General features: G+C 29.6%; 10 protein-coding genes. 2 read left to right on the top strand and 8 right to left on the bottom strand.

Annotation, left to right across the window (positions count from 1 at the left end; translation table 11 throughout):
- Window positions 1–42 precede the first annotated feature (42 nt).
- Window positions 43–339 carry a hypothetical protein gene (locus EDC42_RS05800; protein ID WP_069575414.1) on the top strand — a complete coding sequence of 99 codons (297 nt, stop codon included), beginning with the start codon at window positions 43–45 and terminating at the stop codon, window positions 337–339.
- Here the strand turns inward: EDC42_RS05800 and EDC42_RS05795 are convergent.
- The 7 genes from EDC42_RS05795 to EDC42_RS05765 all read right to left on the bottom strand — a co-directional run bounded on the left by EDC42_RS05795 (window position 336) and on the right by EDC42_RS05765 (window position 13,873).
- On the bottom strand, window positions 336–875 hold the full coding sequence (locus tag EDC42_RS05795; RefSeq protein WP_069575413.1) for a zinc ribbon domain-containing protein: 540 nt from the start codon (window positions 873–875) through the stop codon (window positions 336–338). The two genes, EDC42_RS05800 and EDC42_RS05795, sit on opposite strands and share 4 nt — an antisense overlap.
- 102 nt (window positions 876–977) lie before the next feature.
- Complete coding sequence (gene uvrC / locus EDC42_RS05790; protein ID WP_069575412.1) at window positions 978–2,729, bottom strand: excinuclease ABC subunit UvrC; 1,752 nt, start codon at window positions 2,727–2,729, stop codon at window positions 978–980.
- 8 nt (window positions 2,730–2,737) lie between these two features.
- The gene (locus tag EDC42_RS05785) at window positions 2,738–9,913 is read right to left on the bottom strand and encodes a DUF3320 domain-containing protein (RefSeq protein WP_123833412.1); all 7,176 of its coding nucleotides are present in this window, start codon (window positions 9,911–9,913) and stop codon (window positions 2,738–2,740) included.
- A gap of 604 nt (window positions 9,914–10,517) precedes the next feature.
- Window positions 10,518–11,102: a pyridoxal 5'-phosphate synthase glutaminase subunit PdxT gene (gene pdxT, locus EDC42_RS05780; protein ID WP_069575147.1), complete on the bottom strand. Its 585-nt coding sequence runs from the start codon at window positions 11,100–11,102 to the stop codon at window positions 10,518–10,520.
- Window positions 11,103–11,117: 15 nt separating this feature from the next.
- Window positions 11,118–11,930 carry a PfkB family carbohydrate kinase gene (locus EDC42_RS05775; protein ID WP_069575148.1) on the bottom strand — a complete coding sequence of 271 codons (813 nt, stop codon included), beginning with the start codon at window positions 11,928–11,930 and terminating at the stop codon, window positions 11,118–11,120.
- Between the two features lie 20 nt (window positions 11,931–11,950).
- On the bottom strand, window positions 11,951–12,832 hold the full coding sequence (pdxS, locus tag EDC42_RS05770; protein ID WP_091699476.1) for a pyridoxal 5'-phosphate synthase lyase subunit PdxS: 882 nt from the start codon (window positions 12,830–12,832) through the stop codon (window positions 11,951–11,953).
- A 192-nt stretch (window positions 12,833–13,024) separates the two neighbouring features.
- The gene (locus tag EDC42_RS05765) at window positions 13,025–13,873 is read right to left on the bottom strand and encodes a cation diffusion facilitator family transporter (RefSeq protein ID WP_069575150.1); all 849 of its coding nucleotides are present in this window, start codon (window positions 13,871–13,873) and stop codon (window positions 13,025–13,027) included.
- A 106-nt stretch (window positions 13,874–13,979) separates the two neighbouring features.
- Here EDC42_RS05765 and EDC42_RS05760 point away from each other — a divergent pair, with 106 nt between their 5' ends.
- The gene (locus EDC42_RS05760; protein ID WP_069575151.1) at window positions 13,980–14,159 is read left to right on the top strand and encodes a hypothetical protein; all 180 of its coding nucleotides are present in this window, start codon (window positions 13,980–13,982) and stop codon (window positions 14,157–14,159) included.
- On the opposite strand, the gene EDC42_RS05755 is transcribed toward EDC42_RS05760, so the two are convergent.
- A complete protein-coding gene (locus EDC42_RS05755) occupies window positions 14,151–14,840 on the bottom strand; it encodes a HisA/HisF family protein (RefSeq protein ID WP_069575152.1) in 690 nt (229 codons plus the stop codon). The genes EDC42_RS05760 and EDC42_RS05755 overlap by 9 nt on opposite strands.
- Between the last annotated feature and the right edge of the window lie 285 nt (window positions 14,841–15,125).

The raw sequence follows: 15,125 nt of genomic DNA, 5'->3' as shown, positions 1-15,125 counted from the left end.
AGTATTTATATTTTATATTAATTAACTAGAAAAGTGATTAAAGTGGCTAGTGAAGACAAGATTCAAGAATATCAAAACATTTTAGAAGAAGAAAAACTTATGATTGAAACTCATTTTGTGAATATAGAAAGGATTTTAAAGGAACCTGAAAAAATTGAAAAAGACAAAATATTTGCACTAATGAACAGCTACAATACACTAAATATTCAATATGAGCAATTATGTAGTGATCTTATTGAATTCATCAAAATATTCAAAGGCAGTGATCAGGAAATTAGACTATATAAAACTGATGAATTAATTAATTTATTAGAATCAAAAATTAATCAAATGGACTAATTATAATTAACTACAACAGCACCAGTAACATTTGTAGTTGAATTTTCAGCTACAACTTCGCCATTTCTTAATAATTTAACATGCAACTCCCCTTCACCATAATCATATTTTTGTGCAGAAATAGATACTCTATCCCAAGCAGCGCAATCGAGTACAAATGATTTAGTGCCATAACCATCTTCACTTACTAGATAATTTGGATCACCCATTTTAGCACCCCAACTACCTTCATATTCAATTACAGCTTTATATGGGTAAGAAGCAGTTTTATGAACAGTACCATTATCCGTTATTAAATTTAAAGAATCTTCATGAGAAGGTTGAGTATTATTATAAATAAATGAGAATAGTAACATTGCAATAACAATTATTCCCAATACGATAACAATTTTTTTTGCAAAACTTATATTCCAACTACTAACTCTAGGAGAATTATCAATTCTGTTTCCTTCAGAATCAGTCAGAAGATATGCACAATTATCACAATATACTGCTGTGGATGAATTCTCATAACCACAACGTGGACATTTCACCATAATTAAAAAACCTTTTTTACATTTCTTATGAAGAGTTTATTATGAAACTCATATTTAAACTTAATGGAAAATTAGCCGATTTTAATAAAAATTAATATTACATTAGTGATAATAATTATAAACATTTTTAGCCGTTTTTAAATTCATGCCGTCTATTTTAGCTAATTCCTCAATTGACGCCTCTTTAATGTTATCAACACTACCGAATTCTCTTAAAAGATTAATTTTTCTCTTTTTGCCAATTCCAACGATATCATCAAGAGAAGAGGCTTGAATATCATTGCTGCGGAGTTTTCTATGATATGTTATCGCAAAACGGTGAGATTCATCACGAACTTGCTGAAGCAAATGTAGTGCCCTGTTATTTTTAGGAATAATAATAGGACGTTTTGAATTTGGAATATATATCTCTTCAAATTCCTTTGCAAGCCCAATGATAGGTATATGAGTAAGATTTAATTTCTCCAATACACCACAAGCCATACCAAGCTGTCCTTTACCCCCATCAATCACAATTAAGTCAGGTTCAGGGTCTGAATCAATCAGTTTTAATCTACGGGTCAATAATTCTTCCATCATTGCAAAATCGTTCGGACCAGGAGTTTCCATCTTAAAATGTTTATACATTTTTTTATTAGGTTTTGCATCTTTAAATGATACTTTTGAACCAACTGCAAACTTACCTGAAATATTACTAATATCATATCCTTCAATTACATGAGGTATTCTTTCAAGCTTAAGGTATTTTTTAAGTTCTATTAATGAATTTTCCATTTTTTTCTTTTGATGTTTAATAATCTCAGCATTTTTCTTAGCCATTTTTACAAGCCTTAATTTAACACCCTTTTGAGGAATTTTAATTCTAACTTTATTACCCCTCAAATCACTTAACCAATCTTCAAGCAATTTTTTATCATTAATATCCTCATCTAAAAGAATTTGCTTTGGAATATGTCTGTTATAACCATAATACTGCTGTATAAATGAAAACATAACTTCTGAAGGTGAATCATACTTAGAGCCACTCATTAAAAAGTCATCACGGCCAACAATTTTTCCATTTCTAATCGGCATTATAATAACTACAACCTCATTTTTACCCATAGCCATAGCTATTACATCCTGATCCAAATCATCATCAACCAAATCAACAAATTGCTTTTCCATTATCTCCTCAATAGATGAAATTTGATCCCTTATCACAGCTGCCTTTTCAAACTCTTCCTTACCAGCGGCATCCGCCATCTCTTTTTTAAGATTTTTAACAATAGTTGAGTATTTTCCTTGGAAAAACAAATCAATTTTATTTATAATTTCAGAATATTCTTTTTTAGAAATTCTTCCATCACAGGGGGCATAACATAAATCAATCTGTGAGTTTAAGCAAGGCCCATTCATATTACGGCAGGTTCTTATTTTGAATAATGATTTTAAAAATTTAACAGTCTGTTTAACTGAACCCACATCAGTAAACGGACCAAAATACACCCCATTTTTTGTTACATTTCTTGTAATGACCAAACGTGGGAATTCCTCATCAGTAATTTTAACATAAGGATATCTTTTATCGTCTTTTAGTTGGACATTATATCTTGGGCGATGCTTTTTAATTAAATTAGCTTCCAATATCAAAGCTTCTTTTTCAGAATTAGTTACAATATACTCTAAACTATCAAAATGACTCATTAAAACTTGAGTTTTTGGCCTATCAAGTTTTTCTCTAAAATAAGATTTGACTCTTTTTATAAGATTTTTTGCTTTGCCTATATAAATTATAGTGTCTGTATTGTCTCTCATAATATAGACACCAGGTTTATTTGGCAAATTATCAGGAGATTTAACTTTGGTTGACATGATATATCCTATTTAAGTTCAACAATATCTTTATCCAGTTTAACTTTATTATTAGCAATCATTAAATCCAAAATGCTATTAATTCTTGTAGCTGTCTTTTTAGAAGTTGATTTGAAACCAAAATTACGTGATGCTTCCTTTGCAATTTGTTTTGTTGTAACATTTTGCTTGTGAAGCAATACTGTCTCAATACTTTTAGCTATTTCTTCATCTGAAATCAGCTCAATATTTGGTTTATTTCTTTTCCTAATGACAATATTATTGTTTGAAGAATCATATAAAAAATTTCCAATTCTAATAATATATCCTAATTTTTCAGCTTCACTGATTCCTTCATTAACACGTTTTTTCAAGTTAGCTCCCGCTCTTTTAATATTACATGACTCTTTAACTCTTTTTGTAACTTCACTAACATGAATTGGACCTTCAATGTCTACGATATCATTGATAGATTTAGCAATTTTATCTATTGATTGTCTGTATAACTCATCTGAGGAATGTAATCCAATATCCTCAATATGGACATAATCAACAATTTCATCTTCCATTTTTCTTTTTCCCGGAAGTTTATTATCATCAAATGATTTAAACTGATTATCTTTTCTACGTCTTTCACGTTCTATTTCCTTATAATCTTCATTGGCGCTTAAGATAATATTTTCCAATGCTTGATCTTTAAGCTCTTCTCGCCTATCCTGTTCATGAACTGGAACAATGACATCTTTTTCTTCTTTTATTTCTTTTTTAAGATCATCCATCATCATTTCTTTTTCAATTCTTAACTCTTCTTTTTCAGCAAATGTTAATTCTTCTTCTTTTTCAATGATTTTATCAGAATCATCATCACTTGGAATATTTAAATAATCCATTGGATCATATTCTTCAGTTCTATCAACAACAGAAACATAATCAATTTTAGTAGGATTTTCAATTTCCTTTAACGATTTATTTATATATTCCATGTCTTTTTTAATTCCTTTAATGGATTCTCTAACAGATTTTGGTTTTTCTTCTTCATAGTAGAAATTGTTTTTTCTAAGTTTACTTCTTACATCATTAGAACCTTGATAATAAGTAACGCCATCACCAATATCGTTTGAAGTTTCCTCTATATTGTGTTCTGTTATTCCCTTATCTTCAATAACCATTTCATTATCTTGAGGAATGTCTTCTTTAATTTCATTTTCTAATTCAATTTTCTCAATGTCATCATCATTTTCAAATACGTCCTCAAGGAATTCTTCCATTGCCTTAGTTACAATATCAGTTGCATTTCTGTTAATTTCTTCTTTATTTAAATCTGGTAAATCATCGGTAAATATATTTAATTCATCGCCTTCAGTATAATCCATTTTTGGAGTTGGCTTATCAAGATCATCATTTTCAATATCATGATTTCTTTTAGGAGCTGGTTTTTCAAGAGTATCATCAGGAAGATTGTCATTGAAAATATTCAACTCTTCATCGTCATAAACATGTTTAGGAGTTGGTTTTTCAAGGGCATCATCAGGAAGATTGTCATTGAGAATATTCAACTCTTCATCATCATAGACAATTTCCGCTTCAACAACAGAATCATCACTTGGAGCATCTTTATAGTCATAATCCTCATCTTCTTCAATTATTTCCCCTTTAACTGTTTCAACTTCTTCTTGTTCAAGATGTGATTCTCCCATGACAACATCAGAAATAATTGATTTTACAAAAGTACTCCCTTTTCTATGATATTGTTTTTGACCTTGTGGTTTTTTATCAACTTCAAATTCCGGTTCTTCGGAAATTTCATCAGATTTGAAACTGAATTTTTCCACATCATCTTCATCCAATACACGTTCATCGTCATGACTATGGTCAACATAAATATAATCCTCTTCAGGATCTAAATCAACTTTATCATCAGTAGTTTCATTGGAAATATCTTCAGTTTTATCACTATAAGATTTATTTTTAGGAACTTCATTATAATCCATTATAACTTCATCATCTAAATCAGATCCAACAGAAGAATATTTTTGATTTTCATCAATTTCATTATCTTCATAATCAACAACAATGAAATCATCATTTTCAATATTTTCAGAAGAAGACTTCGAAACTTCATCATTATCATGATCAACAACAATGAAATCATCATTTTCAATATTTTCAGAAGAAGACTTCGAAACTTCATTATCTTCATGATCAACAACAATGAAATCATCAGATTCTAAATCAATTTTATTACTAAATTTTGGTGTTTTGAAATCTGAAGTATCCTCTTCATTTACAGATGTATCTTCTTTTGAATCCAGATCAACTGGATTTTCTTCAAGAATTTCATTATCAGTATATTCATTGATTTTTGAATCAAATTCATCATTTACTTCAAAAGATTTTTCATCATTTAAATCTGAATTTTTACCTAAATCCTTTGCAAATTTAGAAGATGAAAAGAATGAATGAGTATTTTCTTCTTGTTCTTGCCCATCAGATTTTAAAATTGATTTGAATTTATCAGAAAGCTTTTTAGAAATACTATCCGATTCATCAGAATAATCTTCATCATTTTCCATGACTTTAGAAGTATTTTCTTTATGAATTTCTTCATATGATTCATTTTCTTCATTATATTCATCAGCATTTAAATCATCAAGAGATTCAATTTTGACTTCATCATCATCTTCATCTGATTTAGGATGTTCAGATTCAATATCTTTAAAATCGTTATTCCTTACCTCAAATGATTCATCATCAGAAGAATATTGATTAGCAACTTCAGAAGAATTATTTTTAAAATCAACATCTTTATCCGGATGTTCAATACTGACAAACTCAGAAGGAGTCTCTTTTGTTGTTTTATCTTCATTTATTGAATTCCTTGAGGGTTCCTCTTCAAAGAATTCAGAAGGATTAATTGAACTAACATCAATAGGTTTTTCTAAGAAATCCCCATCATCAACTTTTTCAACTTCAACAAAGTCTGCTGGACCAATATCTCCAATGTTTATTTCATTATTAGTTTCTTGTTCTTCTTTAGCCTTTCTTTCTGCTTCTTCTTTTTCACGTGCAATACGTAACTCTTCAGCTTTTTTTTCAGCTTCTAATCTTCTTTTTTCAGCTAATTTTTTCTCTTCTTCTGATTTACGTTTTTCTTCTTCGCGAGTTTGGCGAATTGATTTTTGAACAAAATCCAATAATTTTTTACGTCCTAAATCCCTGTTTCTATACCAGTCAGTTGACCATAAATGGTAAAGTTTCCAGCCAAGTCCGCTTAAGACCTGCTCACGTAGTCTATCCCGGTCCCGTGCTACTTTACTTGAAGAATACATTTTACCATCAGTTGTAATTCCTAAAATATATTTCCCCGGATTCTCATCATCAACAATAGCAAGATCTACCCTAAATCCTGCACAACCAATCTGTCTATCAACTGTATAACCGTTTTCTTCCAGAAAACTAGCTATTGCATCTTCAAATGGTTCTCTTGTATAAGAATCTTGATTATCAGTGCCTAATGTTAAGTTTTCAGCATATTCTAAAAATTCTTTTAGAGATTTTACACCATATGGTGGATTCGCTGTTAATTTCATGTCATAAGCTTTAAAGTTTGAAAATACAACACATTTTTCTCTTGCACGTGTAATTAATACATTAAGCCTTCTTTCACCACCGTTCTGGTTTAAAGGACCGAAGTTAAGAGACATTTTTCTATCTTGATCATAACCATAACCCACACTGATTAATATAACATCTCTTTCATCACCTTGGATTGTTTCAAGGTTTTTAACAAAGAATCTTTCATCTTTATTATCCGAAAATAAAGGTTCGAATTCAGGCCTTTCTTTACGTTTTACTTCCAAAGCTTCAAGAATTGCATTTTTTTGAGCAACAGAAAATGTTCCAACACCTAAACTTTTTGTATCACCATATTTTTCAAAATGATTGAATATTTCTTCTACAACATCCTGAGCTTCCAGAGGGTTTGCAGAAGAGGAACCTCTATGATACGCGGTATTTGGATTGTAGTGAAACTTCAAACCAAGCTCAGGATCATTATGAGAAGGTGAAGGATAAACTAATAAATCATTATCATAAAATTCCCTATTTGAAACTGTAATTAATGATTCATGACGACTACGATAGTGCCATTTAAGCATTTTAACTGGGAATGACAATTTACACAAATGCAAGATACTTTCCATGTCTAATGAAGTAGCTTCTTCCTCATCACTTTCTGCATCAGACATTTGATCGAAAAATGAAGTTGGAGGTAACTGTTGAGTATCACCCATGACAACTGCTGTTTTTCCTCTCATAAATGCACCTAATGCATCTTCAGGTTTCACTTGGCTTGCTTCATCAAAAATAACAACATCAAACTGCAATTCTTCATTCGTTGGATCCAAATATTGTGCAATTGATAATGGAGACATCATAAAACAAGGTTTAATTTGTTTTATCATTCCACCAGTCTTTTCTAAGAGTTTTCTAACTGGCATATGTCCACTTTTTCTTGTGAATTCACCGGCCAATATTTTAGCTTGTGGATTTTCAGTTCCTCCAAAAATTTTTGGAATATTGCTGTTTAATTTTTGATAAATCCTTTTACGATTCAATACTAAAATTTGCTTATCCAAATCTTTGAATTCACGAATCCTATTTTCATGAAGTTCGCCGACAAATGTTGCAAGTTCCTGATTTTCCACAAACAATATATTCAAAAGTGAATCAGCGAAATTTCCGTCAACAAGTGCTTCAATATCCTCTTTTTTAATGTTTCTTTTCTCAATTGAATCTACAAACATTTTAGCATTTGAAGATTTAAGTGAATTTTTAGTATTTAAATATTGAGACCATAAGTGAAGGCTTGATAGTTGCCCTCTCCAATTATACAACTGTTCCTTCCATGATTCAAATGGAACATCCCCAGTTTCTCTTTTAAATATTAATTTACTTCTTGGATTTAATTTATCTTTAAGTCTTGATAATACATGAACAAATTCCTCTCCAGCATCAATATAATCTGAAAGGTCTCTTTCAGGCTTAATATCAAATAAATCTTTACTCATTAATTCAATAGTATTCTCAGAAAATGTTCCTTCATGTACAAGTGCAGTAAATTCATGCATCCATTTTGCAATAGCATTTAAATCATCTATATTTGCATTTAAATGCCAGTAACCTCCAAAGTATTTTTGACCTAATGCATTATTAGCTTCAAGACTTTTTCTAATATTGATTATTGTTTTTGCTTCTTGTAACTCTCTTATAATATCATCAACACTTCCAGAAACCGGTATTGAATAATATCTCTCAACAAGTTCAATGTGTTGCTTGTTATTGAAGAATCTGAATTTCTTATTAGAAATGTTTCTTAACTCATAGACTAATCCATCAATGTCGGCTTGGAAAATACTTTGATTAAATTTAGTTAAGGTTTCAGCATATTTTTGATATCTTTGGAGCTCTTGAATTAATTTAAATGCATCATCATTGTTGTTATTCCATGCTCCTGATTTCAATATATTTCCATCTATTAATTCTGCATTTTGAGATTTAATTATTTCAAAAGCTGAAAGGGAGTTTTGGAATTCATTTAAAGTATCTGGTTTTTTAATCCCATAAATATCATAGACTCTGCCACGTTCAACTAGGAAATTATCAAGAGCATACAATGAATCTCCAATTAACATTTCAATTTCTCTTAAATCAGCAGGAAGCAAGCTTTTTGGAGAGCATTTACTCCAAGGATTTTCCTTAGAAATTGTTTGATATAATTCAGCAAGATTTTCTAAAGCTATTTTCATATCATCCAAATCTTTTAAAGTAATGGATTCAGGATTATCAAATCTAACCAATGGCATTAATGCGTTTTTGGTTGCAAAATGATCATCGGCAGATTCTTTCATACCATATAATTGAAATGCTGATAAATTAACAGCAAAAACTGGTTTATGTATAATTTGAGAATAATCATCAAGCTGACGACGTAAAGTCTCCAATTTACGAATAGTTTGATCAATGTTTAATGGTTCTTGAGATTGTACATTAGTAGCTTTCTGCAATTCTTTAAGGAATTTTTTCCTTCTTGTTTTATGTGAATGCAATTCAAGAACAAATTTACCAAGCCCCACCCCTGTTAACCTATCTTTTACAACGTCAAGAGCCGCCATTTTTTCTGATACAAATAAAACGGATTTACCTTCAGCAAGTAATTCGGCGATTAAATTTACAATGGTTTGTGATTTACCAGTTCCGGGAGGACCTTCCACAACAAGATTACGTCCAGCTTTCACGTCCTGAATAGCTGCAATTTGAGATGAATCTGCATCTAAAACTTGATACATATTCTGATATTCCAATCTTGAATCTATATCTTCTTCTCTAAATGATTCATGGTCATTTTTAGCAGGGTTAAAAATAGCTTGGATTAATTCATTTTTAGTCAAATCCACATTATCTTCCCAAGCTTCTGGATTTAAATCATTGTACATTACAAATTTTGTAAAACTAAAGAAACCTAAAGCTACATTATTGTTAACTGTCCATCCGTCCATTTTACTAACTGAACGACGAACACTTGCAATATAATGGTCAATAACTTCACCATATCTTTTAAATTCAAAATCAGGAAAATCAATACCTGCCTCCAATAATTTAGCTTTGAGTGAAATATTAGTCTGAATGTCTTCTCCTGTCCATTCAAGATTGAATGATTCACCAACCTTTTTTCTTTCCATTGCAACTGGAATTAACACTAATGGGGCATTATTTCTTTGTTTTGGTTTTGATTTGTCAGTCCATTCTAAAAAACCGATAGCCAAGTATAAAATATTATAACCTTGTTCCTGAAGCATTGTTTTAGCTTGGTTATTAATATAATACAATCTCTTTTGAAGCTCTTTGGGAGTTAACTCAGTAGCTAATTTCTTATCCCCTTCTGAAAACTTTGAAAAATCAAATGGAATATGATCCCATACTGATGATTTGTCTTCCTTTTTATCTTTTTTATTAGCTACAAAATACATTTTATTATCTTGTAAAACTAATGTTTGAAAAAGATTTACAGGAGTTTGATTTACTATAGTAATGGTTTTAGCTCTTGATTTAAAGTTAAGAAGTTGATTTCTTAAAGTTAAATCCAATAATTCCTTACGTAAATTTTTAAATTCCTTCTCGATTATATTAGATGATTTATTTAACATGACAACCCTTTGTAGTGTTTAAAAAAATTAAGAAATACATTATTTAATTATAATAATATTAATTAATAAAAGTTTCTAATGAAGGTCAATCCTAGAAACTTGAGATTTTTTTAGGTGAAATTTTTTATTAATCCGCCTTATTTGATAAGACCGTTATATTTAATTTGAGATTTTTAATTGTACATGCAAGATTATAACTGAATATAAATTGGAAAATATTGTTCAATCTTTGATTTTCGAATTCAACTTAAATCTTAGATTTCATTAATTTTTTAATCTATCCAATCCCGTTTCAGCAGCTCAACTTTTATAATTCTTTTAAATCCCCAGTTTAGTATTAATCGATATGAAAAGATTCATAAATGAGTTCAATTCCATGAATTTGAATCCATACCTACAATGACAAATTTTCTTCTATTTTTAAACTTGCAGAGACCATAATAAAATTTTTCCATTAAAATAATTGAATTTTAATTTAAGCAAGTATAATGCTTTAATTTTTTTATAATTAGAATAATATTTATTATTATTTAGAAAAAACTAGTAATAAGTTATAAATAATAAAATGAATAATAATCATCAATACAAAATTAAGAATAACTATTTAAGACCTATTTATAACTCCATCAATAAAGTGCTCATGAATTAAGGTGTCTTCAGTAAGTTCCGGATGAAATGAAATAGCAATATGCGGTCCTTGTTGAATAGCAATGATTTCATCATCTAAAACAGATAAAACTTTAATATCTTCCTTTGAATGATTATAACTGTCAAGTGCTGGAGCCCTAATAAATACTCCCAAATATTTTTTACCAAAAATATCTATTGGACATTCAAAAGAATCTTTTTGTCTGCCATATGTATTTCTTTTAACTGCAATATCCATTAATCCAATTAACGGTTGATTAAAATCTGTTTTTTTACTAAGCAATACCATACCCGCACAAGTTCCAAAAACTGCAATATTATTCTCTTTAATAACTTTATCAATTCCTCTTTGTTTTATTAGTTTTCCAATGACAGTGCTTTCCCCACCCGAAATAATTAAACCATCACATGTTTCAACATCTTCGGCATAACGTACAGATTCAACTTCCACATCAACACCCATATTTTTAACTGCTTTTCGTGTTATATTATAATGTTCACTTACAGCACCCTGTAAATTCAGTATTCCAATTTTTACCATAGCAACACCCCAATATTAATAATGTCCGAATTTTGTTAACTTTTTACTGGAAATATCAGAAGCAAATTCGCCAGAAGATCTAATAGAATAATCATTTAGTCTTTTAGAAATATATGCGGCCATATAAGTATCACCACAACCTGTTGCATCTGCAATATTTTCACATTTAACAGCATTAATTTTAGTTTCATGATTGTCTGAAATTATTCTAGATCCATTACTTCCATCAGTTATAACTACTTCATCTACATCAAAGTCAATTCCGGTTATGTTTGCTTCACCTTCATCTAAAAATATTGAAGAGACACCTTCTAAAATATCACTTAATTTATCAAAAGTACCTAATTTAATAGCATATTTTCCATTTACTTCAACATCAGGAATTCGTAAAAATCCCTGAATTGATATGAAAATTGGAACATTGAAACTTTTTAAATAATCAATTGTTTCAATTGGAAAATCATGCCTATTAAGGGGGTTAATAACAAACCCATCAATCTTTTTAGGTAAGATTTTCTCCAAATCACTTTTAAATATAGGTATTTGAACAAAATTACTTAATTGCTCCCTGTAATCTTTGTTATTGACATCTGGATAATTGTTTATAAAAAAATGAGTAAATTCTTTTAAAATAACTTTAACTTTATCCTTTGAAGGAAATTCATTAGCTATTTTTTCATCAGAACAGTTTACAATAGCCAAATAATCATTGTAAAATTTTTCAAAAACAAAAGATTGAAAATAAGTGGCTCCACCGATTTTATGAGTGCTTTTCTCACCAATAACAACCAAATCCTGGGTTACAGGACCAATAATAACGAGAGTCATATTAAAAAAATATGAGGAATTTAAATTCCTCTATCCTGCATTCTGTCAGCTTCAGTTAAAGTTGACATTTCAATACCTTTCATAGCCTGACCTAACCCTTTGGATACCTCAGCCAACACTTCAGGCTTATCATAGTTTGCAGTTGCCTCTACAATAGCTTTTGCGAATGCTTCTGGATTGTTTGATTTGAAGATTCCGGAACCTACAAAGATACCATCTGAACCTAATTGCATCATTAAAGATGCATCTGCAGGAGTTGCAATACCGCCAGCTGCAAAGTTTACAACAGGTAATTTTCCAAGTTCTGCAGTTTTTTTAACAAGATCAATAGGTGCTTCAATTTTTCTTGCATACTTCCAAATCTCTTCTTCCTCCATTCCTTGAACGGTTCTGATTTCACCCATTACCATTCTCATATGGCGTACAGCTTCTACAATATTTCCAGTACCAGGTTCACCCTTGGTACGAATCATAGCTGCACCTTCATCGATTCTTCTTAACGCTTCACCTAAGTTACGTGCACCACATACGAAAGGAATAGTGAATTCTTTTTTGTTAATATGATATTCTTCATCAGCAGGAGTGAGTACTTCACTTTCATCAATCATGTCCACACCAAGAGTTTCCAAAATTTGTGCTTCTGCAATATGACCAATTCTAGCTTTTGCCATAACCGGAATAGACACAGCATCAACTACCTCTTCCACGATTGTCGGATCTGCCATTCTAGCAACCCCACCAGCAGCACGAATATCAGCAGGCACTTTTTCAAGAGCCATAACTGCTACAGCACCTGCATCTTCTGCAATTGATGCCTGTTCAGCGTTTACTACATCCATAATAACTCCGCCTTTTGTCATTTTAGCGAAGCCTTCTTTTAATACATCAGTTCCTTTTTCCACCATGTAATGTTCTCCATTATTTCAAATATAAGTGTTGATATATAATTCTCATATTTAATAAATTTTACTTCATATATTCTATTTAAACAATAATTTTAGTTTAAATACTATTACTTAAATATGCTATAAAATCAATGAAGAAATATGAATAATCATTCATAAAATGTTATATAGATAACTCATTATAATCAATTAATCAAATTCAATAGTAATATCAACAATATGATATTTAGATGCAATATTATAAATATCATTTTTAATTTTTTCCTGATTGTTCCAATCATCAATAGAAACTTTTAATGTCAACACAGAATCAATCCCATCAAGTGACCAAACATGAAAATCATCAAATGATTTAATGCCTTCAATATTTAAAACATTTACTTTAAACTCTTTAACATCAAAATGGTTTGGAGTTTTTTGAAGTAAAACCTCAACAGATTTATATAAATTCATTCCAAGATTAAATATTAACCATAATGCAATACCGATTGATACGAAAGGATCCAAATAAGGTGCGCCATCCCAGAACATCAAAACTAAACTTAATATTAAAATAGTAATCCATTCAAGGACATCCCCAAGTTGATGTAATAAAATTGCTTTTTCATTGAATGTTTCACCACCATGTAAACGATAAACTGAAATTGATTTAAATACCAATCCAACAATTGCCATTAAAAGCATTCCATTTGCATCAACACTTTCAGGAGCGAATAATCTAGGAATAGCCTCTTGAAGAATCAATAAAGCCATAATAATAACAAAAATAGAAATTATTACCGCACCAAGAATTGAAAATCTTTGGTAACCATAAGAATATTTATCAGTTGAATCTTTCTGAGCAACATGTTCTAAAAACCATGCAAAAGCAATTGAAATAGTATCGGACATATCATGAATACAATCAGCAAGAATTGCCATACTATTTGTTGCAAGACCACCTGCAATAACAATTATATTGAACGTCAAATTCATGAAAAAAACAAATGCTAGATTTTCACCTGCTTTTTTGTGATGATGATGTGTGTCAATTCTCATATTTTAATATATTAAATTACAACAATAAAAAAGTTATTAAAAACAGACCTATAATTAAGTTATATTTATATAATTTAAAAAATGTAAATTATATTAGTGATTTAAAATGGCGATAGTTGGAACAACAATATTTTCTCATATTCTTCCAGTAATTTGTGGATTTTTTGGAATTGTAATGATTATTTCTGGATCTTTGGAAAAAAGCAATAGTAAATTAGGATTAGGTATTGTTTTATTTATTATAGCTTGCATATTCCCGTACTTAATTTTAAGTGTTCTAGTCTAAGAGTTTAACCTCACCGGAATGTAGACTAGTTCCTATTAATACTTTTTTTATACCTAATGACTCCAATTCAACTAAAGAATCTTTATTTAACCCGCCACCAATAATTAATTTTTCTTTTAAATCTCCAAATTCCTCAAGCAACTTTTTATTATATCCCCTTTCAGTGCCAACACTGGAAATATCTAAAATAATAATATCATTTGGATCAAGCTCTTTTAAAATCTCTTTAAATTCAGATAAATTTAAATTTAAATGTTTTGCAAGTAGTTCACCATTTTTAACATCCACACTAATTACAATCCTCTCTTTAGGATATTTTTCAAATATTTTTCTCATCTCATCAATACTTTCAAGTGTTTCGGTCGGAATAATAATCTTATAAGCATAATTAAGGAAAAATTCAAATCCTTCACAATTTTTAACTCCTCCATCAAAGATTACAGGTAAAATTGTATTAACCATTTTAATATCATTGATATTATGCCCCACAGATTCAATTAAATCCAAATCAGCAATATACATTTCAGTAGCCCCATTTAATTTTAATCCTTGAGCAATTTCAACAGGATTGGCAGATTTGGCAAAAACTGTTTTTAAAGGTTGATACTTATCTCTCATTCCAGATTTACCACTTACTGCCTGATGTTGTTTTAAATCTATAACTGGAATTTTTTTAATCATGATAATAATTATATTAAAACTAGTATTAAAATATGAAGGAGGCGGATGAGTTAAATGTTTTTTAAACTCATCCCAAACACTTAAAAATAATGATCAATTTAGAGAAACAGCCTCAATGTGAGTCTCTATTACTTAACTTAATTTACATACTATATAAATGTTACTATAGTTTATAAAAATTAAAGTATACTTGAATATATGATTTTTAATAAAATATTAAAATTTTAAATTAAATAATATAATATTGACAAAAATATTGACAAAAATAAATAAAAATATAAAATA

It is taken from the genome of Methanobrevibacter gottschalkii DSM 11977, assembly GCF_003814835.1.
Taxonomy (GTDB): Archaea; Methanobacteriota; Methanobacteria; order Methanobacteriales; family Methanobacteriaceae; genus Methanocatella; species Methanocatella gottschalkii.
The sequence above is the reverse complement of the archived record's forward strand: the minus strand, read 5'-3'. Positions and strand labels throughout refer to the sequence as shown.

Excerpts from the sequence above, each read along its gene's own strand:
- EDC42_RS05795 (WP_069575413.1), bottom strand. The coding sequence starts at position 875 with ATGGTGAAATGTCCACGTTGTGGTTATGAGAATTCATCCACAGCAGTA.
- uvrC (WP_069575412.1), bottom strand. The coding sequence starts at position 2,729 with ATGTCAACCAAAGTTAAATCTCCTGATAATTTGCCAAATAAACCTGGT.
- EDC42_RS05785 (WP_123833412.1), bottom strand. The coding sequence starts at position 9,913 with ATGTTAAATAAATCATCTAATATAATCGAGAAGGAATTTAAAAATTTA.
- pdxT (WP_069575147.1), bottom strand. The coding sequence starts at position 11,102 with ATGGTAAAAATTGGAATACTGAATTTACAGGGTGCTGTAAGTGAACAT.
- EDC42_RS05775 (WP_069575148.1), bottom strand. The coding sequence starts at position 11,930 with ATGACTCTCGTTATTATTGGTCCTGTAACCCAGGATTTGGTTGTTATT.
- EDC42_RS05765 (WP_069575150.1), bottom strand. The coding sequence starts at position 13,873 with ATGAGAATTGACACACATCATCATCACAAAAAAGCAGGTGAAAATCTA.
- EDC42_RS05760 (WP_069575151.1), top strand. The coding sequence starts at position 13,980 with ATGGCGATAGTTGGAACAACAATATTTTCTCATATTCTTCCAGTAATT.
- EDC42_RS05755 (WP_069575152.1), bottom strand. The coding sequence starts at position 14,840 with ATGATTAAAAAAATTCCAGTTATAGATTTAAAACAACATCAGGCAGTA.